An 18027-nucleotide genomic window follows, 5' to 3' on the forward strand; every position below is an offset into this window, starting at 1 on the left:
TGCGTCGAACGGAGTGGATATGAAAGACTGGCTGGACGAGATTCACTGGAACGCCGATGGCCTGGTACCGGCCATCGCCCAGGATCACAAGACCGGGCGCATCCTGATGATGGCCTGGATGAACCGCGAGTCCCTGGCCCTGACCGTCCGGGAAAATCGCGCCATCTACTGGTCACGCTCGCGTGGTAAGCTCTGGCGCAAAGGCGAGGAATCGGGCCACGTGCAGAAGGTGCACGAAGTGCGCCTGGACTGCGACGCCGACGTGATCGTCCTGCAGGTCGAGCAGCTCGGCGGCATCGCCTGCCACACCGGCCGTGAAAGCTGCTTCTACCGCGTTTTCGAAGACGGCGCCTGGAAGGTCGTCGAGCCGATCCTCAAGGACCCCGACGCCATCTACCATGCAGGACACCGTCATGAGTGACACCCTCAACCAGCTGGCCGAAGTGCTCGAGGCGCGCAAGAACGCCGCCCCGGACAGCTCCTACGTGGCCAGCCTGTACCACAAGGGCCTGAACAAGATCCTCGAGAAGGTCGGCGAGGAGTCGGTGGAAACCATCCTCGCCGCCAAGGACGCCGCCGCCAGCGGCGACTGCAGCGAGCTGATCTACGAGACCGCCGACCTCTGGTTCCACAGCCTGGTCATGCTCGCCGCCCTCGGCCAGCATCCCCAGGCGGTGCTCGACGAACTGGAGCGGCGCTTCGGGCTGTCCGGGCATGCGGAAAAGGCCGCACGGCCGAAGTCCTGAACACGGCCGGGACACGGCAATTTCTTCACGTCTTTACGGAGCGAACCATCATGGGTTTTGGCGGTATCAGCATCTGGCAACTTCTGATCATCCTGCTCATCGTCGTCATGCTGTTCGGCACCAAGCGCCTGAAGAGCCTTGGCTCGGACCTGGGCGATGCGATCAAGGGCTTCCGCAAGTCGATGGATAACGAGGAGAACAAGGCGCCGCCCGTCGAAGAGCAGAAAGGCCAGACCATCGAGGCCCAGGCCCGCAAGGTCGAGGAACCGGCCAGGAAAGACTGAGCATGTTCGACATCGGCTTCAGCGAACTCCTGCTGGTCGGCCTGGTCGCCCTGCTGGTGCTCGGCCCCGAGCGCCTGCCGGTCGCCGCGCGCATGGCCGGGCTGTGGATCGGCCGCCTGAAACGCAGCTTCAATACCCTCAAGACGGAAGTGGAGCGCGAGATCGGCGCCGACGAGATTCGCCGCCAGCTGCATAACGAGCGAATCCTCGAGCTGGAACGGGAGATGAAGCAGAGCCTGCAGCCGCCAGCGCCGAGCGCGCTGGACGAGACCGCGGCCAGCCCTGCGACGCCCCCTCAGCCGGCCGCCCCTGCCGCCCACTCCGACAAGACGCCCAGCCCATGACAGCCCGACCGGACAGCGACCAGGACATGCCCCTGGTCGCGCACCTGACCGAGCTGCGCTCGCGCCTGCTGCGCAGCGTGGCGGCAGTGCTGCTGATCTTCGCCGCACTCTTCTACTTCGCCCAGGACATCTACGCCCTGGTCTCGGCGCCCCTGCGCGCCTACCTGCCGGAAGGCGCGACCATGATCGCCACCGGCGTGGCCTCGCCGTTCCTCGCGCCGTTCAAGCTGACCCTGATGGTCTCGCTGTTCCTCGCCATGCCGGTGGTCCTCCACCAGGTCTGGGGCTTCATCGCGCCGGGACTGTACCAGCACGAGAAACGCATCGCCGTGCCGCTGATGGCCTCCAGCGTGCTGCTCTTCTATGCCGGCATGGCCTTCGCCTACTTCGTGGTCTTCCCGATCATGTTCGGCTTCTTCGCCAGCGTGACCCCGGAAGGCGTGGCGATGATGACCGACATCGGCCAGTACCTGGACTTCGTGCTCACCCTGTTCTTCGCCTTCGGCGTGGCCTTCGAGGTGCCGGTGGCGACCTTCCTGCTGATCTGGGTGGGCATCGTCGACGTGGCCAGCCTGCGCAACAGTCGCCCCTACGTGATCGTCGGCTGCTTCGTGGTCGGCATGCTCCTCACCCCGCCGGACGTGTTCTCCCAGACCCTGCTCGCCGTGCCCATGTGGCTGCTGTTCGAGATCGGCGTGTTCTTCGGCGCGCGCATCCGCCGCCAGGAGCACGAAGAGCCGGCCGAAGCCGACGGCCCGTCGCAACCGTGAACCTGCTGCTGCTCGACGACGCCGACTTCGTCGCCGCCGACCGGGCGATCCTGCGCGACCGCCGCCTGCGCCACCTGCAGGAAGTGCACCGCGCCGAGGCCGGCGACGGCCTGCGCATCGGCCGTCTGGGCGGGGCCATGGGCGAAGGCCGACTGCTGCGCCTGGAAGCGGCGGAGGCCGAACTGCAGGTGACCTTCGACCGGGAACCGCCGGCCAAGCTGCCCTTGACCCTGCTGCTCGCCCTGCCCCGGCCGAAGATGCTCAGGCGCGTGCTGCAGACCGTCGCCGCCATGGGCGTGCCGCGGCTGGTGCTGCTCAACAGCTACCGGGTGGAGAAGAGCTTCTGGCAGACCCCCTTCCTCGAGCCCGCAGCGATCCGCGAACAGCTGATCCTCGGCCTGGAGCAGGCACGCGACACCGTGCTGCCGGAAGTGCTGGTCGAAAAGCGCTTCAAGCCCTTCGTCGAGGACCGCCTGCCGCAGCTCGCCGCCGGCACCCTCGGCCTGCTCGGCCATCCCGGCGACTTCCCGCCCTGCCCGCGCGCCGTCGAACGACCGGTGACCCTGGCCATCGGCCCGGAGGGCGGCTGGATTCCCTACGAGGTGGACAAGCTGCAGGCCGCCGGCCTCGCCCCGGTGCAGTTGGGCGAGCGCATCCTGCGCGTGGAAACCGCGGTAACTGCGCTGCTCGCACGTCTGTTCTAGGGCCTGTTAACGCTATTCTCCGCGAGCCGCGTTGCCGCGCAACCCGTAGGGACAGGCCGTGGCGGGCGCATGAGCGCCCGCCGCTCCCCCTAGCCGGCCAGCAGCACCCCGTCGGCCGCCGGTTTCGCCTCGCTGCTCGGCGCGGCCTGGGGCCGGCCACTGCTGCGGTACAGGCCGCCCAGCGAGCGCCGCCAGGGCGCCAGCCAGTTCTCCCAGCCCTCCTCCCACAGCTGCCGGTGCAGGCGCGCCAGGACCACCGGATCACCGAGCAGGGCCAGCCGTGCCCGCTCGTCGAGCCGCTCGGGGCCGACGGCCAGGGCATGGGTCACGCGCTCCGCGCGCAGCCGCTCGATCGCCAGCGACTGGCCGTGGCGTGCCGTGGCCATGGCGCAGGCCAGGGCATTGCCCAGCGGATCGACCACCGCCCGCACGAAGGCGCCGTCCTGCGCGCGCCGGCGGTTCTCCCGGGTGTAGCGCTCGGTGGCGCGCAGCTCGGCCGGGGCGGCGTGCTCCTCGGGGATCAGGAACAGCTTCAGCGCGCGCAGACCCCGGCCCAAACCGACCCGGCTGGAAATCACCGACACCGGAATGGACAACATCAGGGCGCCGACGATCGGCGCCAGCCACCAGAGGAAGCGCGGGTTCAGCCAGGCCACCAGCAGTGCCCAGACGAGGCCGAGCAGGGTCTGCACGCCATGCCGGCGCAGCGCCTCGCCCCAGGAGGTGGAGCCGTCGTCGCGGCGCGGCGACTTCCACTGCACCGAGCGGCCGAGGAAGGCGCCGACCACGAAGCAGCTGTGGAAGAACATCCGCACCGGCGTCAGCAGGATGGAGCAGCCCATCTCCAGCAGCACGCTCAGGGTCACCCGGATCGCTCCGCCATAGGCGTCGGCGCCCTTGACCCAGACCAGCGCCAGGCTGAGCAGCTTGGGCAGCAGCAGCATGGCCAGGGTGCTGTAGAACAGCAGCATGGCCTCCTGGGGATACCAGGGCATCCAGACCGGGAACGGCCCCGAGGCACTGGCGGCATCCTGCGGCATCAGTAGGTGGTGCGCCGCCATCAGCGCGGTGGAGAGCAGCAGGAAGGCGAACCACAGCGGTGCCGACAGGTAGGACATCACCCCGGTGAGAAACACCGCGCGATGTACCGGATGTATGCCGCGGACCAGGAACAGGCGGAAGTTCATCAGGTTGCCGTGGCACCAGCGGCGGTCGCGCTTGAGCTCGTCGAGCAGGTTCGGCGGCAGCTCCTCGTAGCTGCCCGGCAGGTCGTGGGCGACCCACACGCCCCAGCCGGCGCGGCGCATCAGCGCGGCCTCGACGAAGTCGTGGGAGAGGATCGCCCCGGCGAACACCCCGCGTCCCGGCAGCGGCGCCAGCGCGCAGTGCTCGATGAACGGCTGCATGCGGATGATCGCGTTGTGTCCCCAGTAATGCGACTCGCCGAGCTGCCAGAAGTGCATGCCGGCGGTCAGCAGCGGGCCGTAGACGCGGGTGGCGAACTGCTGCATGCGCGCGTAGAGGGTGTCGCGGCCCGAGGCCTTCGGCGCGGTCTGGATGATCCCGGCCTCGGGATTGGCCTCCATCAGTCGCACCAGGGCGGTCAGGCAGTCGCCGCTCATCACGCTGTCGGCGTCCATCACCACCATGTAGCGGTACTGGCTGCCCCAGCGCCGGCAGAAGTCGTCGATGTTGCCACTCTTGCGCTTCACCCGGCGGCGCCGGCGGCGGTAGAAGATGCGTCCGAAGCCGCCGGTCTCGCGGCACAGCTCGAGCCAGGCCTGCTGCTCGGCGGCAGCGATGTCGGCCGAGCTGCTGTCGCTGAGGATGAAGAAGTCGAAACGCGCCTGCTCGCCGCTGGCGGCCAGCGATTCGTAGGTCGCCCGCAGACCGGCGAAGGCGCGCGCCACGTCCTCGTTGCAGATCGGCATGACGATGGCCGTGCGCACCTCGGCAGGGATCGGCGCCGTACCTAGGCCGGTGGCGGAGATGAAGTGGCGGCCGCGCCCGCGCAGCAGCTCCCAGAAGCCCATCACCGCCGTCCAGAAGCCGGCGGACAGCCAGCCGAAGAGCAGCGCGAAGAGGCCGAGCACGCTGCCTTCGAGCAGATAGGGCAATGCCGTGCCCAGGCTGTGCCAGGGGCTGGGCGGGACACCCTCGACGAACTGGGCGAACTCGGAGAAGGACCAGTCGCAGCACGGCAGGATATCCCGCATGTACCAGGTGGCCAGGGCGGTCGGTCCCAGCATCAGCAGCAGCAGGACCAGCCGGCGCAGCGAGGCGACCCGCTGCCAGCTCGCCGGCGGCAGGTCGCGCGGCGGCGGCGGCGCGACGGCACGGCCGGTGAGCCGGAGCCAGGCGCGGCGCAGCAGGTTGAGCCCCCAGGGCTCGGGAACCACCGGGGTGCGGCGGATCGGCGGTGCGGCCGCCAGGCAGGTCCTCCCGGCGGCGTCCGTAGCGAGCGCCCCGGCCGCCGCCAGCTCGTCGCCATACTCCCCGGCCAGGCGCCGGGCGGCCGAGTCCAGGCCGGCATCGCCGGCAGCCGCCGGGGCTCCGGCCAGCCGGCGGTGCAGTTCGGCGAGCGAGCCGGCATCGGCCAGACGCTCGCGCTCGGCCGCGGCCAGCGGCAGATGGCGCAGATACTCGTCCAGCGGGCCCCGGAGGGAAATCGGTTTATTCTTTGGCATGCAACTGGTAGCTCCAGATTTCGGTCAGGCGTCGGTCGCCCTTGACCAGTGCGGCGTACATCTCCACCGGCCGCTGCGGGTCCTTGACTTTCAAACGCAGGGTGAGGCGCCAGCCCCGGATGGCCGGGTGGTAGCGCAGGCTGTTCTCCAACAATTCGCCGTTGTGATCGACGCTGACCTGGCTGGCGAGCGGCGTATCCGGTGCCAAAGCCTGCAGCGCCGGCCCCTCGAAGTCCACCAGCAGCAAGGTGCTGCCGTCGGCCTGGCGGACCAGATTGCGCTGCCGGAGCTCCCCGCGCGAGCGCAGGGTCTGCCGGACCCAGGCCGCCCTTCCGGGGTGCAGCTCCGCCTCGTTCCGGGTCCAGTGCAGCCGGTAGGCGAAATCCAGCGACTCACCGGGCCTGGGCATGGCCTTCGGTTGCCAGAAGGCGACGATATTGTCGTTGGTCTCGTCCGGGCTGGGAATCTCCACCAGCTCCACGCTGCCCTGTCCCCACTGGCCCAGCGGCTCGACCCAGGCGCTCGGGCGCAGGTCGTAGCGGTCGTCCAGGTCCTCGTAGTCGGAGAACTCGCGGCCGCGCTGCAGCAGGCCGAAGCCCCGCGGGTTCTCCAGGCTGTAGGGAGTCACCGTCAGCTGCTGCGGGTTCTGCAGCGGGCGCCAGACCCAGTCGCCATTGCCGTCATGGATCAAGAGGCCGCTGGAGTCGTGGATCTTCGGACGGAAGTTGACCTGCGGCGACGGCTGGTTGTCGCCGAACAGGAACATGCTGGTCAGCGGCGCCAGGCCCAGCCGGCCGACCGGCCCGCGCAGGTAGAGGCGGGCCTTGATGTCCATGCGGGTATCCCCGCCCGGATGCAGGACCATCTGGTAGGCGCCGCTGGCGCGCGGCGAGTCGAGCAGGGCGAAGATCGTCAGGTGGTGGTCCTGCGGTTTCGGGCGCTCGATCCAGAACTCGCGAAAGCGCGGGAACTCCTCGCCCGAGGGCAGCGCGGTGTCGAGCGCCAGGCCGCGGGCGGAAAGGCCGAACACCTGGCCCTGGCCGACCACCCGGAAATAGCTGGCGCCGAGGAAGCTGGCGACCTCGTCCTGCTTGTCCGCCCGGTTGATCGGATAGAGCACGCGAAAGCCGGCGTAGCCGAGCTGCTCCACCGCCTTGGGATCGACGCGCAGGGCGCCGAAATCGAAGCGCGCGGGGTCGTAGCCGATTTCCCGGACATCGCCGTCCACCACCTCGTTGATGCGCACCGGCGTGGCGAAGTGCATGCCCTGATGGTGGAAGCCCAGCTTGAAGCGGGTCTTCTCGTCGGCCCAGTAGGCCTTTTCGGCACGAAAGCGGATCTGCTGATGGTCGGCGAAGGCCATGTTGGCGAATTCGGCCGGCAGGTTGCTGACCGGCGCGGCATAGGGCTCGCCGGCCAGGCGCCTGGCCCGCTCGGCCACCTCGTCGAAGCCGAGGCCCCAGGCCGGGGCGACGCCCAGCGCCAGGCAGGCGGAACCGACCAGCAGCAGGCCGCGGCATGAAGCGATCATCGACGTCATTGCGCAAGGCTCGGGCATGGCTGAAAGGGGGAATGGACGGGGCTGTCGGCCGGCAACTCTAACCTATTGAAAAAAATAGAGAAAACTCAGGGCGCAGGGAAAGCCGCAAATAAGCGGATTTTCCTTTATATTCATATAGTTAGCTATTCTTATCCAAATCCTTCAAAAGGCGATGGAAAAGGCGACGGGCGGCAGTCCGGCCGGGCAGGATAGGATAGGAGCCGTTGGCATTTTCCAGGGTTGGCAGGAAGCAACAGTACCGGGGAAAACCCGGCGCCCGGCCAAGGCGCCGCTCAAATCTGGCGCGCGACAGCCGCATCGCCCGCCCCTACCTCGCCAGCAGCACTCCAGCGGCTTCCGGCGTGGCCTCGCCGGTCGCGTGGCTGCGGCACCGGACACTCCGAGCATGCCGCCACGGCCCCAGCCAGTTCTCCCGGCCCTCCTCCCACAGCTGCAGGTGCAGGCGCGACAGGGCCACCGGGTCGCTCAGCAAGGCCAGACGCGTCTCGCCATCGAGTCCTTCCGGCCCGGCGGCCAGCGCCTGCTCCACACGTTCGCGGCGCCGCGTCTCGATCACCCCGGCCGTGCCGTGTCGCGCCGTGCCCATGGCGCAGGCCAGGGCGTTGAACTGCGGATCGACGGCTGCCCGGATGAAGCCCTCATCGAGCGCCCGCCGCCGGTTCGCCAGGGTGTACTCGTCGGTGTCGCGCAGCTCCTGCGGGGGGGCATACTCCTCGGGAATGAGAAACAGCTTGCCACGGCGCGAGCACAGCCCCCATGTGACCCAGCTAGTGACCACCGATACCGGGATGGACAGTATCAGTGAGCCCAGGATGGGTGACAGCCACCAGAGGAAGCGTGGGTTCAGCCAGGCCACCAGCAGCGCCCAGGCGATGCCGAGCAGGGTCTGCCCGCCATGCCGACGCAATGCCTCGCGCCAGGTAGTGGCATCGTCGTCGCGCTGTGGCGACTTCCATTGCACCGACCAGCCGAGGAAGGCGGCAATCACGAAGCGGGTGTGAAAAAGCATGCGTACAGGCGCCACCAGCATCGAGAAGAACATCTCCAGCAGCATGCTCAAGGCCACCTTGAACACGCCCCCATAGGCCCTGGCCCCCTTCGCCCAGATCAGGATCACGCTGAGCAGCTTGGGCAGGAACAGCAGGGTCAGGGTGGTGGAGAACAGCGCGATGGCGCGTTCCGGGTGCCATTGCGGCCAGATCGGAAAGAGCTGCCTTGGCGCCATGAAGTACTGTGGCTCCATCAACTGATGCACCGCCAGCAGTGCGGTGGAGAGCACCAGGAAGGCGAACCACAGCGGTGCCGACAGGTAGGACATCACCCCGGTGAGGAACACCGCGCGGTGTACCGGATGCATGCCCTTGACCAGAAACAGGCGAAAGTTCATCAGGTTGCCGTGGCACCAGCGGCGGTCGCGCTTGAGCTCGTCGAGCAGGTTCGGCGGCAGCTCCTCGTAGCTGCCCGGCAGGTCGTAGGCGATCCACACGCCCCAGCCGGCGCGGCGCATCAGCGCCGCCTCGACGAAGTCGTGGGAAAGGATCGCCCCGGCGAACGCCCCCTTGCCCGACAGCGGTGCCAGCGCGCAGTGCTCGATGAACGGCTTGATGCGGATGATCGCGTTGTGGCCCCAGTAGTGCGACTCGCCGAGCTGCCAGAAGTGCAGGCCGGCCGTGAACAGCGGGCCGTAGACGCGGGTGGCGAACTGCTGCATGCGTGCGTAGAGGGTGTCCATGCCCGAAGCCTTGGGCGCGGTCTGGATGATCCCTGCCTCGGGGTTGGCCTCCATCAGCCGCACCAGCTTGGTCAGGCACTCGCCGCTCATCACGCTGTCGGCGTCCATCACCACCATGTAGCGGTACTGGCTGCCCCAGCGTCGGCAGAAGTCGTCGATGTTGCCGCTCTTGCGCTTCACCCGCCGGCGCCGGCGGCGGTAGAAGATGCGTCCGGAGCCGCCGGTCTCGCGGCACAGCTCGAGCCAGGCCTGCTGCTCGGTGGCGGCGATGTCCGCCGAGCCGCTGTCGCTGAGGACGAAGAAGTCGAAGCGCTCCAGTTCGCCGCTGGCGGCCAGCGACTCGTAGGTCGCCCGCAGGCCGGCGAACACCCGTGCCACGTCCTCGTTGCAGATCGGCATGACGATGGCCGTGCGCGCTTCGGCAGCGATCGGCTCGTCGCTCACGCTGCTGCCGGAGATGCGGTAGCGGTCGCGCCCGCCGAGCAGCTCCCAGAAGCCCATCAGGGCGGTCCAGAAGCCGGCCGAGACCCAGCAGAAGAGGATGGTGAAGAGCGACAGCACGCCGAACTGGAGGACATACGGCAATACCTGCTGCAGGCTCTGCTGCCAGCTCTGCCGGCTGATCTCCGCGAGATCGACGAAGGCCCAGCCCTGATAGGGCAGGATATCCTTCATGTACCAGGTGGCCAGACTGGTCTGGCCCAGCATCAGCAGCAGCAGGATGAGCCGGCGCAGCGAGCCGACCCGCTGCCAGTGCGCCTTGGGCAGGTCGCGGGACGGCCTGGGCGGGCTCCGGCGACCGGTGAGCCGGCGCCAGGCACGCACCAGCAGGTTGGTACGCCAGGGCTCGGGGATGACCCTGGTGCGCCGGATCGGCGGTGCCGCCTCCAGGCAGGGACGGCCGCAGGCGTCCCTGCCTGGCCTGCCGGCCTCGTCCGGCTCGCCGCTGCCGCCCAGCTCCAGGCGCCGGGCGGCCGAGGCCAGGGCGGGATCGCCGGCCTCTGCCGGAACCTCCCCGGCAAGCCGCCGGTGCAGTTCGGCGAGCGAGCCGGCCTCGGCCAGGCATTCGCGCTCCCGCGCCTCAAGCGGCAGATGTTCGAGATATTCGGCCAGCAGAGCTTCGGTGGGCGTCGGATTATTCATTGGCGGGCAACTGGTAGCTCCAGGTTTCGGTGAGGGTTTTCTTGCCGTTGACCAGCGCGACGCGCATCTCCGTCGGCTTCTTCGGATCCTTGACACTGACCCGCAGCATCAGGCGCCAGCCCTTGGTGGCCGGGTTGTAGCGCAGGCTGTTCTCCTTCACCTCGGCGTTGCCGTCGACGCCGATCTGGGGGGCGAGCGGCGCATCCGGCGGCAGCTTCTTCAGCGCCGGCCCCTCGAAGTCGACCACCAGCGCCGTGCTGCCGTCCGGCTGGCGGATCAGGTTCTTCTGCTTCACGTCGCCCGCCGCGCGCAGGGTCTGCTCGACCCAGGCCGAATCCCGGTCGTGCAGCCCCGGCTCGTCGCGGGTCCAGTGCAGGCGGTAGCTCAGGTCCAGCGGCTGGCCCGGCTCCGGCTGGCTGGCCGGACTCCAGAAGGCGACGATGTTGTCGTTGGTCTCGTCCGGGGTGGGGATCTCGACCAGCTCCACGCTGCCCGGGCCCCAGTCGCCCTGCGGCTCGACCCAGGCGCTCGGGCGCAGGTCGTAGCGGTCGTCCAGGTCCTCGTAGCGCGAGAACTCGCGGCCGCGCTGCAGCAGGCCGAAGCCCTTCGGGCTCTCCACGCGGTAGCTGCTCACCGACAGGTGCTTCGGATTGTTCAGCGGGCGCCAGATCCATTCGTCATCGCCGGCATGGATCTGCAGACCGCTGGAGTCGTGCAGCTCCGGACGGTAGTTGGGCTCTGCGGGAGGCTGGTTGCCGCCGAACAGGAACATGCTGGTCAGCGGCGCCAGGCCCAGCTTGCCGACCTTGTCGCGCAGAAACAGCCGGGACTGGACGTCGACCACCGCGTCGCGGCCCGGGTGCAGCACGAAGCGGTAGGCGCCGGTGGCGCGCGGCGAGTCGAGCAGGGCGAAGATCGTCAGATGCTTGTCCTGCGGTTTCGGCTGCTCGATCCAGAACTCGCGAAAGCGCGGAAATTCCTCGCCCGCCGGCTGCGCCGTGTCGATCGCCAGGCCACGGGCGGACAGGCCGTACGCCTGGCCCTTGCCGACCACGCGGAAATAGCTGGCGCCGAGGAAAGTGGTGATCTCGTCGCGCTTGCCCGCACCGTTGATCGGATAGAGCACGCGGAAGCCGGCGTAGCCGAGATTCCTGGTGGCGTTACTATCGAATTTCAGGCTGCCGAAGTCGAAGCGCGTGGGGTCATAGGGGATTTCCGCGACCCGGTTGCCGGCGATTTCGTTGATCTTCACCGGCGTATTGAAGTGCATGCCCTGGTGGTAGAAGCTCAGCTTGAAGGGCGTCTTCTTGTCCGACCAGTAGGCCTTGTCCTCGCGGAAGCGGATCTGCTGGTAGTCGGCGAACTTCATCTCGCCGAACTCGGCAGGCAGGTTGCTGGCGGGAGCGACGAACTTTTCCGCGGCCAGGCCCTTCGCCTTCTCGGCCACGTCGTCGAAGCCGAAGGCCCAGACCGGGGCGGGCTCCAGCGTCAGGATGAGAGCCCCGGCCAACAGCAGGCCATGCAAACAGTGGTTGCGTGATGCAGATAGAACAGCGCGAAAAGCCACGAATCCTCCTGTTATCCAATACAAAAACGAAGACGCTGCCTGCAAGGACAGCACCGGACAGTAGGGAGTGGGACCAGGGTGCTAAGAGATGAGTTCCGCCTTGCTGCAACCGCTTGTCTGCCCGGCAGGCAAGCGCGAAGCCTAAGCGCCTTGCAGAAATACCGTTCCGATAGCCCGTTAGCGGGCCGTTTTCGCCAGGGAAACCAGCACTCCGTCGAGCCGCAGCCCGAGGGTCATCGCCAGGAAGATCTTCCCGCCGCTGAACACCAGCACCAGCGAGCACTTGCGGTAGCCGAAGCGGTGGATCATCGCGGCGAGGGCGAAGTGCGGGAGGCGCAGGCACTGTCCTTCGGAGGGGTCCGGCGTCATGCCTGCAACTACAGACAGGCACCGGCGTGGCCGGCCGCCCGTCGGGCCTTGCCGCCCCCGGCCCGGCAACCGTTAAGCTGAGGACTCGTCCCCCTCAGCCGGAGATCGCCATGCTTCCCCTGACCATCGACCTCGAGCGACTGGAAAATGCCCTGGAAGGCGACGAAGCCGTCGATCACTACCTGGACCTGGACACCGGCGAGATCCTCGCCGTCGGCCCCGCGGCACCGCTGCCGGGCAGCGCCGAGAAGTACCACGTGCAGCCCGAGCGCTACCTGCCCATCGAGCCCCTCGCCAGCGCGAAGAGCCTGGCGATGCGCGAGGAGTTCCTCTACACCCAGCCCGACCCGCATGCGCACCCGCTGCTCAGCCGCGCCCTGAGCGGGCGCCGGCCGCTGCGCACCTTCGACTACGGTCTGGAGCACTTCCCGCGGATGCGCGAGGCCTGGCACCTCTACCACCGGCGCCGGCTGCGCGAGTACGCCCTGGAGTGGCTGGAGGACAACGGTCTGGAGCCGGCGAGCGAACTCAGGCCTCGAGCAGGAAGGTCACTGGGCCGTCGTTGACCAGTTCGACCTGCATGTGGGCGCCGAAGCGCCCGCTGGCGACCTGCGGGTGGCGCTCGCGGGCCAGCGCCAGCAGCGCCTCGAACAGCGCCTGGCCCTGGGCCGGCGGCGCGGCACTGGAGAAGCTCGGGCGCAGGCCACTTCTGGTATCGGCGGCGAGGGTGAACTGCGAGACCAGCAGCAGGCCGCCGCCGACCTGGGCCAGGGACAGGTTCATGCGCCCCTCGGCGTCGGCGAACACCCGGTAGTTGAGCAGCCTGTGCAGCATCCGCTCGACGCTTTGCCCATCATCCTGCGGCTCGATGCCGACCAGCGCCAGCAGACCCGGGCCGATGGCGCCGAGCGTATCGCCGCCGACCGTCACCCGGGCCGAGGCGACCCGCTGGATCAGCGCCTTCATCAGGCTTCCTCGGGCGACACGCCGAGCAGACGCTGGGCCAGCTCGTCGGCGGCGCGCACCAGGGCATCGGTGATGCCCGGCTCGCCGGCCGCGTGACCGGCGTCGCGGACGATCTGCAGCTCGCTGTTCGGCCAGGCACGGTGCAGCGCCCAGGCGTTGTCCAGCGGGCACACCGCATCGTAGCGGCCATGCACGATCACCCCGGGCAGGTGGGCGATCTTCGGCATGTCGCGCAGCAGCTGGCCGGGCTCCAGGAAGGCATCGTTGACGAAGTAGTGGCACTCGATGCGGGCGATCGACAGGGCATGCTCGTGGAAACGCTCGACCACGTCCGGATTCGGCCGCAGGGTGGCGGTGCGCCCCTCCCAGGCCGACCAGGCCTTGGCCGCCTGCATCTGGGCGATCTCGTCGCTCCCGGTGAGGCGCTTGTAGTAGGCCTGCATCATCTCGCCGCGCTCCTCCGCCGGGATCGGCGCCAGATAGTCCTGCCAGTAGTCCGGGAACAGCCGGCTGGCGCCCTCCTGGTAGAACCAGTGGAAGTCCTGCGGCCGGCACAGGAAGATCCCGCGCAGGATCAGCGCCATCACCCGCTCCGGATGGGTCTGGGCGTAGGCCAGCGCCAGGGTCGAGCCCCAGGAGCCGCCGAACAGCACCCACTGCTCGATGCCCAGGTGCTCACGGATGCGCTCCAGGTCCGCCACCAGATCCCAGGTGGTGTTGTTCTCCAGGCTCGCGTAGGGCGTCGAGCGCCCGCAGCCACGCTGGTCGAAGGTGACGATGCGGTACAGGTTGGGATCGAAGAAGCGCCGGCTCATGCTGTCGCAGCCCGAGCCCGGACCGCCGTGGATGAACACCACCGGCAGACCGTCCGGCGAGCCGCTCTCATCGACATACAGCTCATGGGGATGGTCCACCGCCAGTTGGTAACGGGCGTAGGGTTTGATCTCTGGATACAAGGTTTGCATGCTCTGCTCCAAGGCTGAACAGGACCATCCGTCCCGGGGTAGCCGGCATCATAGCCTCGAAAAGGGCTGTGGGGATGCGCTGGATCGGCCGAAATTTCCCGGCGGCCGCCAGGGTCTGTTGACGTTTTGGCGTGAGCCGCGTTGCCGCGCCAAATGCCGCCAGGCAAGGCGCGGGGCGCCGGCAATGGTCACTCCCTTGCCAAGACCCGCAACGCCGCATGGCGGCATTTGCCGCGCAACCCGAAGGGATGGGGCCCGTCTGGCGCAGCACGGCGTCTCTCGTCGTTCATTTGGAATGACTAAACCTCGCTCCTCGTTCCTTGTTCTTTCTGCGCCAGACAGGCCGCCGTCGCGGCCTACGCCAAAACGTCAACAGACCCTACGCCTTTTGCAGAGCGCCGTGCCCCTGCCTAGCCTAAGGTTGACCCCAGGCGTCGCTTCGACGGCCGTCCGGGGAAACCAGCCGTGCACATCGCCCAACTCGGCATCCGCGACGCCCTGTCCAGCCTGCACGGCAGCACCGGCGGCCTCGGCTCGGCCGAAGCCCTGCGCCGGCGCGGCGAGTTCGGCGCCAACCGCATCGATCGGATTCGCGGCGATCCCCTCGGACTGCAGTTCGCCCGCCAGTTCGTGCATTTCTTCGCCCTGGTGCCCATTCTCCTGCCGCTGAGCATCGCGCAGATCCTCGCCGTCGACCTCGGCACCGCCGCCCTGCCCGCCGCAGGAGCCCGTCGATGAACACAGCACCGCGCCAGCTGGCCCTGATGACCGGCCTGCTCGCCCTGGTCTGGCTGTGGGCGGCCATCGAGCCGCTGAGCCGCTCGGACTGGCTGCTGGAAAACCTGCTGGTGTTCTTCTTCGCCGGCCTGCTGCTCGCGACCCACCGGCGCTTCGCCTTTTCCCTCGGCGCCTACCGGCTGTTCACCCTGTTCATCGTGATGCACCTCTACGGCGCCCACTACACCTACGCGGAAACGCCGCTCGGCGACTGGCTGCGCGACAGCCTGGGGCTCGGCCGCAACCCCTACGACCGGGTGGTGCACGGCGCCTTCGGCCTGCTGCTGGCCTGCCCGTTGCGCGAGTTGCTGGCGCGCCGCGCCGGCCTGCGCGGGCTCTGGCTGGACGGCCTCGCCCTGTGCCTGGTGATGGCCATGAGCAGCCTCTACGAGCAGCTGGAAATGCTCGCGACGCTGATCGTCAGCCCAGAACTGGGCACGGCCTTCCTCGGCACCCAGGGCGACGAATGGGACGCCCAGAAGGACGCCGGGCTGGCCACGCTGGGCGCGCTCGCCGCGCTGGGGCTGCGCCGGCCGTTCGGGCGAAGCCGGGGCACGATAGCCTGAAGACGGGCTTCTCCCCCAGCGCCGCTGACGGCTACGCTTGAGGCAAGGCGGACTCATGGCGTTGCCCCGGGCAGCGCCGTCGCCACAGGAGGGGAACATGGAGGCTTCTTTCCCGCGCATCGGCATCGCCGGCGCCGGCGCCATCGGCTGCACGCTGGCCGCGCGCCTGGCCTGCAGCGGCCGGGCCGTCAGCCTGCTGGCCCGCGGCGCGACCCTGGAGGCGCTGCGCCGCGACGGCGTGCGCCTGACCGACCGGCAGGGCAGCCACTGCGCCAAGGTGACGGCCAGCGACCGGGGCGCGGAGCTCGGCGCGCAGGACCTGCTGTTTCTCTGCACCAAGTCCCACGACCTGCCGGCGCTGCTGCCGGCCATCGAGCCGCTGCTCGGCGCCGACACCCTGGTGGTGCCGGTGATCAACGGCGTGCCCTGGTGGTACTTCCTCGGCGAGCGCGGACGCTTCGCCGGGCAGCACGTCGAGGCGGTCGACCCCGGCGGACGGCTCGCCGCGCGCCTAGCCCCGCCGCAGCTGATCGGCTGCGTAGCATTCATCACCGTCGAGTCGCCGGCGCCCGGCGTGGCCGTGACCAGCAATCCACTGCGGATGGTCTTCGGCGAGCCGGACAACCGCCCGAGCGAGCGCCTGGAGCGCCTGCGCGCGCTGATCGAGGCGGCCGGCATCGAGGCCCGCGCCAGCGAACGCATCCGCGATGCGCTGTGGACCAAACTCATCGCCAACCTCACCTCCAACCCGCTGTCGGTGATCAGCGGCGCCACCCTGGAAGAGGTCTATAGCAGCCCCGACCTGCACGAGCTGGTCTGCGATCTGCTGCACGAGGGGCTGCTGCTCGCCGCCTCCTACGGCGCACGGGTCGAGCTCGACCCGCCGGGCTTTCTCGCCCGCGGCGCCGCCATGGGCGCGGTGCGCACCTCGATGCTGCAGGACCATGCGCGGGGACGCCCGCTGGAGCTGGCCGCCATCGGCGACGCCGTGCTCGAGCTGGCCGCCAAGCTGGACATTGCGCTGCCGCGCAGCCGCGAGATCATCGCCCTGGCGCGCTTCTGCAGCCGCCGGGGACGCCCCCGCTAGACACGAATACCCATCCACCGACCCGAGAGCTCTTCATGGCCCGACTGCACCTGGAATTTCCCGCACACTGCTTCTGCTACCGCACCGAGATGAGCGTGCGCGGCAGCGACATCAACGGCGCCCGCCACCTGGGCAACGACGCGCTGGTCTCGATGCTCTCCGAAGCGCGCTCGCGCTTCCTGTTCGCCCACGGCATCGACGACAGCGGCGCCGAAACCAGCGGCCCCGGGATCATCGTCACCGACCTCGCCACCCTCTACAAGGCCGAGGCCCATGCCCGCGACCGGCTGCGCTTCGAGGTGGGCCTGGCGGACTTCAACAAGTACGGCGGCGACATCGTGTTCCGCGTCAGCCGCCCGGCCGACGGCGCCCTGATCGCCCTGGCCAAGTACGGCTTCGTGTTCTTCGACTATGCCGCCGGCAAGGTGGTGCCGATCCCCGAGGCCTTCGCCGCGCGCTTCCCGGAGGTCAACCGCCTGCCGTAGCGACCGGCACATGCACCGCCAGCCAGACCGTCGGGCCGGCCGGATCGGTGGCCTCGACGCGGTGGCGCTCGCCGGCCCGAATCAGCAGGTGATCGCCCACCGCCAGGGCGACGGGCTGCGGCTCGCTCTCCAGACGCAGCAGCGCGCTGCCGGCCAGCAGCAGCACCCACTCGTCCCAGTCCTGGTCGTACCAGAAGCCCGGCGGGCTGGCCTGCCCTTGGGAGACGATGCGCTCCACCCGGCAGCCGGGCAGGCTGAGCAGGTCGTCGAAGCATTCGCCCGCCGAGGCGTCGGGCAGTTGCCGGAAGAGGTTCTGAAGGGACGGCATGAGGACTCCTGGCGGCGTCAGGGGGCGACGACCGAAGGCTCTTCGTCTTCGGGCCGCCAGATCAGCAGTTCGAGGTCGTAGCCCCGCTCGCGGGCCAGCCTCAGCAGGCGCTCACGCTCCTGCGGGGCGATGGTGGTGTCCCGGGAGAGTATCCAGAGGAATTCGCGGTCGGGGCTGCCGACCAGGGCGAGACGGTAGTCCGGGTCGACGTACAGCACCCAGTAGTCGCCCTCGGCCAGCACCGGGAAACCGTAGCCGAAGACGTTGTGGAAACGCACCCAGAGCCGGTCGGTGCGGCCCCTGTCCAGCGGAATGGCCGTGCCACTGGCCTCCAGCCATTCGCCGGCGGCCGTGCGACAGCGATTGAGCACTGCCAGCCCGCCGGAGGGCAGCAGGCGGTAATGCGCCTCGGATTGCAGGCAGCGGCTCTGGAACGGCACCGGCAGGCGCGCCTGCTCGTACCAGGTGCCCTGGTAGCGTTCGAGGTCCAGCGCACCGGCGGTGGCCGGCGGCTCGCGTCCCCAGAAGGCGCAGCCGCCGAGCAGCAGGCCGAGCCCGGCCAGGCCGAGCGCACGCCACGGCCCGGCCGGTTTCACCGCAGGCCCTGCCCGGAGAACAGCAGCACCTTGTCGCCGCCGTACTGGATGCTGATGAATTTCTGCTGGTCGCCCCAGGTGCAGCTGGAGAAGCCGAAGGCCCCGGAGCACTCGGTGGGTTTGCCGAGCAGTTGCTCGACTTCGGGACGGGTCATGCCGGGCTTGAGCCTGGCATAGTTCTCCTGGCTGAGCCGGTCGTTGCAGGCGGCCAAGAGGAGGAAAAAGGACAGCAGGGCGAAACGGCGCAACATCGATGGACATCCTGGCAAGGGAGAAACGACAAGCCTGACATGATAGCGCCCTGGATGACATCGGCGTTTCGTGGAAGCCGGCGCGAAAAGCCGACCCGG

At 68.9% G+C, this 18027-nt stretch carries 20 protein-coding genes and 1 pseudogene; 11 read left to right on the forward strand and 10 right to left on the reverse strand.

The window, feature by feature from the left end; translation table 11 throughout:
* Positions 1 to 19 precede the first annotated feature (19 nt).
* The 6 genes from hisI to EV691_RS11030 are packed head-to-tail and all read left to right on the forward strand — an operon-like array spanning position 20 to position 2848.
* Positions 20 to 421 carry a phosphoribosyl-AMP cyclohydrolase gene (gene hisI / locus EV691_RS11005; protein WP_089167118.1) on the forward strand — a complete coding sequence of 134 codons (402 nt, stop codon included), beginning with the start codon at positions 20 to 22 and terminating at the stop codon, positions 419 to 421.
* The gene (locus EV691_RS11010) at positions 414 to 746 is read left to right on the forward strand and encodes a phosphoribosyl-ATP diphosphatase (RefSeq protein ID WP_039801825.1); all 333 of its coding nucleotides are present in this window, start codon (positions 414 to 416) and stop codon (positions 744 to 746) included. Before hisI ends, EV691_RS11010 begins: the two co-directional genes overlap by 8 nt.
* Before the next feature lie 50 nt (positions 747 to 796).
* Entirely contained in the window at positions 797 to 1030 is a 234-nt protein-coding gene (tatA, locus tag EV691_RS11015; protein ID WP_039801821.1) for a twin-arginine translocase TatA/TatE family subunit, read from the forward strand.
* A gap of 2 nt (positions 1031 to 1032) precedes the next feature.
* A complete protein-coding gene (gene tatB, locus EV691_RS11020; protein WP_131296712.1) occupies positions 1033 to 1374 on the forward strand; it encodes a Sec-independent protein translocase protein TatB in 342 nt (113 codons plus the stop codon).
* Positions 1371 to 2144 (forward strand): twin-arginine translocase subunit TatC, encoded by a 774-nt coding sequence (tatC, locus tag EV691_RS11025; protein ID WP_131296711.1) that lies wholly within the window; start codon positions 1371 to 1373, stop codon positions 2142 to 2144. The genes tatB and tatC overlap by 4 nt, the downstream gene beginning before the upstream one ends.
* Entirely contained in the window at positions 2141 to 2848 is a 708-nt protein-coding gene (locus EV691_RS11030; protein ID WP_131296709.1) for a 16S rRNA (uracil(1498)-N(3))-methyltransferase, read from the forward strand. The genes tatC and EV691_RS11030 overlap by 4 nt, the downstream gene beginning before the upstream one ends.
* 89 nt (positions 2849 to 2937) lie before the next feature.
* Here EV691_RS11030 and mdoH (EV691_RS11035) read toward each other — a convergent pair whose 3' ends face one another.
* The 5 genes and pseudogenes from mdoH (EV691_RS11035) to EV691_RS11055 all read right to left on the reverse strand — a co-directional run.
* A complete protein-coding gene (mdoH, locus tag EV691_RS11035; RefSeq protein ID WP_131296707.1) occupies positions 2938 to 5535 on the reverse strand; it encodes a glucans biosynthesis glucosyltransferase MdoH in 2598 nt (865 codons plus the stop codon).
* The gene (locus EV691_RS11040; RefSeq protein ID WP_131296705.1) at positions 5522 to 7075 is read right to left on the reverse strand and encodes a glucan biosynthesis protein G; all 1554 of its coding nucleotides are present in this window, start codon (positions 7073 to 7075) and stop codon (positions 5522 to 5524) included. The genes mdoH (EV691_RS11035) and EV691_RS11040 overlap by 14 nt, the downstream gene beginning before the upstream one ends.
* 328 nt (positions 7076 to 7403) lie before the next feature.
* Complete coding sequence (gene mdoH, locus EV691_RS11045) at positions 7404 to 9971, reverse strand: glucans biosynthesis glucosyltransferase MdoH (protein WP_131296703.1); 2568 nt, start codon at positions 9969 to 9971, stop codon at positions 7404 to 7406.
* On the reverse strand, positions 9964 to 11538 hold the full coding sequence (locus EV691_RS11050; protein WP_278250211.1) for a glucan biosynthesis protein G: 1575 nt from the start codon (positions 11536 to 11538) through the stop codon (positions 9964 to 9966). Before EV691_RS11050 ends, mdoH (EV691_RS11045) begins: the two co-directional genes overlap by 8 nt.
* Positions 11539 to 11715: 177 nt before the next feature.
* Positions 11716 to 11877: pseudogene (locus tag EV691_RS11055) on the reverse strand (TerC family protein); the annotation flags it as partial.
* A 140-nt stretch (positions 11878 to 12017) separates the two neighbouring features.
* Here EV691_RS11055 and EV691_RS11060 point away from each other — a divergent pair.
* On the forward strand, positions 12018 to 12473 hold the full coding sequence (locus EV691_RS11060) for a UPF0158 family protein (RefSeq protein ID WP_131296699.1): 456 nt from the start codon (positions 12018 to 12020) through the stop codon (positions 12471 to 12473).
* On the opposite strand, the gene dtd is transcribed toward EV691_RS11060, so the two are convergent.
* Both dtd and pip read right to left on the reverse strand, forming a co-directional pair.
* Positions 12436 to 12873, reverse strand: coding sequence for a D-aminoacyl-tRNA deacylase (gene dtd / locus EV691_RS11065; RefSeq protein WP_131296698.1), 438 nt, complete (start codon positions 12871 to 12873; stop codon positions 12436 to 12438). The two genes, EV691_RS11060 and dtd, sit on opposite strands and share 38 nt — an antisense overlap.
* On the reverse strand, positions 12873 to 13838 hold the full coding sequence (gene pip, locus EV691_RS11070; protein ID WP_131296696.1) for a prolyl aminopeptidase: 966 nt from the start codon (positions 13836 to 13838) through the stop codon (positions 12873 to 12875). The genes dtd and pip overlap by 1 nt, the downstream gene beginning before the upstream one ends.
* A 465-nt stretch (positions 13839 to 14303) precedes the next feature.
* On the opposite strand from pip, the gene EV691_RS11075 reads away from it, so the two are divergent.
* The 4 genes from EV691_RS11075 (at position 14304) to EV691_RS11090 (ending at position 16753) form a co-directional block, all read left to right on the forward strand.
* Positions 14304 to 14576 (forward strand): cation-transporting P-type ATPase, encoded by a 273-nt coding sequence (locus EV691_RS11075; protein WP_131296694.1) that lies wholly within the window; start codon positions 14304 to 14306, stop codon positions 14574 to 14576.
* Positions 14573 to 15181: a DUF2238 domain-containing protein gene (locus tag EV691_RS11080; protein WP_131296692.1), complete on the forward strand. Its 609-nt coding sequence runs from the start codon at positions 14573 to 14575 to the stop codon at positions 15179 to 15181. The genes EV691_RS11075 and EV691_RS11080 overlap by 4 nt, the downstream gene beginning before the upstream one ends.
* 97 nt (positions 15182 to 15278) lie before the next feature.
* Positions 15279 to 16268, forward strand: a complete 990-nt coding sequence (locus EV691_RS11085; RefSeq protein ID WP_131296690.1) for a ketopantoate reductase family protein — start codon at positions 15279 to 15281, stop codon at positions 16266 to 16268.
* 35 nt (positions 16269 to 16303) lie between these two features.
* Complete coding sequence (locus EV691_RS11090; protein WP_198867225.1) at positions 16304 to 16753, forward strand: acyl-CoA thioesterase; 450 nt, start codon at positions 16304 to 16306, stop codon at positions 16751 to 16753.
* Here EV691_RS11090 and EV691_RS11095 read toward each other — a convergent pair.
* The 3 genes from EV691_RS11095 to bamE are packed head-to-tail and all read right to left on the reverse strand — an operon-like array spanning position 16737 to position 17928.
* Positions 16737 to 17081 carry a cupin domain-containing protein gene (locus EV691_RS11095; RefSeq protein ID WP_131296688.1) on the reverse strand — a complete coding sequence of 115 codons (345 nt, stop codon included), beginning with the start codon at positions 17079 to 17081 and terminating at the stop codon, positions 16737 to 16739. The two genes, EV691_RS11090 and EV691_RS11095, sit on opposite strands and share 17 nt — an antisense overlap.
* Positions 17082 to 17098: 17 nt before the next feature.
* Positions 17099 to 17677, reverse strand: a complete 579-nt coding sequence (locus tag EV691_RS11100; protein WP_131296686.1) for a lipocalin family protein — start codon at positions 17675 to 17677, stop codon at positions 17099 to 17101.
* Positions 17674 to 17928, reverse strand: coding sequence for an outer membrane protein assembly factor BamE domain-containing protein (gene bamE / locus EV691_RS11105; protein ID WP_039801782.1), 255 nt, complete (start codon positions 17926 to 17928; stop codon positions 17674 to 17676). Before bamE ends, EV691_RS11100 begins: the two co-directional genes overlap by 4 nt.
* Positions 17929 to 18027 lie beyond the last annotated feature (99 nt).

This window comes from Azotobacter chroococcum, from assembly GCF_004339665.1.
In the GTDB taxonomy this organism is placed as follows: Bacteria; Pseudomonadota; Gammaproteobacteria; order Pseudomonadales; family Pseudomonadaceae; genus Azotobacter; species Azotobacter chroococcum.

Bases quoted from the DNA above. Each gene is read 5' to 3' on its own strand.
- hisI (WP_089167118.1), top strand. From the start codon at position 20: ATGAAAGACTGGCTGGACGAGATTCACTGGAACGCCGATGGCCTGGTA.
- EV691_RS11010 (WP_039801825.1), top strand. From the start codon at position 414: ATGAGTGACACCCTCAACCAGCTGGCCGAAGTGCTCGAGGCGCGCAAG.
- tatA (WP_039801821.1), top strand. From the start codon at position 797: ATGGGTTTTGGCGGTATCAGCATCTGGCAACTTCTGATCATCCTGCTC.
- tatB (WP_131296712.1), top strand. From the start codon at position 1,033: ATGTTCGACATCGGCTTCAGCGAACTCCTGCTGGTCGGCCTGGTCGCC.
- tatC (WP_131296711.1), top strand. From the start codon at position 1,371: ATGACAGCCCGACCGGACAGCGACCAGGACATGCCCCTGGTCGCGCAC.
- mdoH (WP_131296707.1), bottom strand. From the start codon at position 5,535: ATGCCAAAGAATAAACCGATTTCCCTCCGGGGCCCGCTGGACGAGTAT.
- EV691_RS11040 (WP_131296705.1), bottom strand. From the start codon at position 7,075: ATGACGTCGATGATCGCTTCATGCCGCGGCCTGCTGCTGGTCGGTTCC.
- mdoH (WP_131296703.1), bottom strand. From the start codon at position 9,971: ATGAATAATCCGACGCCCACCGAAGCTCTGCTGGCCGAATATCTCGAA.
- EV691_RS11060 (WP_131296699.1), top strand. From the start codon at position 12,018: ATGCTTCCCCTGACCATCGACCTCGAGCGACTGGAAAATGCCCTGGAA.
- dtd (WP_131296698.1), bottom strand. From the start codon at position 12,873: ATGAAGGCGCTGATCCAGCGGGTCGCCTCGGCCCGGGTGACGGTCGGC.
- pip (WP_131296696.1), bottom strand. From the start codon at position 13,838: ATGCAAACCTTGTATCCAGAGATCAAACCCTACGCCCGTTACCAACTG.
- EV691_RS11080 (WP_131296692.1), top strand. From the start codon at position 14,573: ATGAACACAGCACCGCGCCAGCTGGCCCTGATGACCGGCCTGCTCGCC.
- EV691_RS11085 (WP_131296690.1), top strand. From the start codon at position 15,279: ATGGAGGCTTCTTTCCCGCGCATCGGCATCGCCGGCGCCGGCGCCATC.
- EV691_RS11090 (WP_198867225.1), top strand. From the start codon at position 16,304: ATGGCCCGACTGCACCTGGAATTTCCCGCACACTGCTTCTGCTACCGC.
- EV691_RS11095 (WP_131296688.1), bottom strand. From the start codon at position 17,081: ATGCCGTCCCTTCAGAACCTCTTCCGGCAACTGCCCGACGCCTCGGCG.
- bamE (WP_039801782.1), bottom strand. From the start codon at position 17,928: ATGTTGCGCCGTTTCGCCCTGCTGTCCTTTTTCCTCCTCTTGGCCGCC.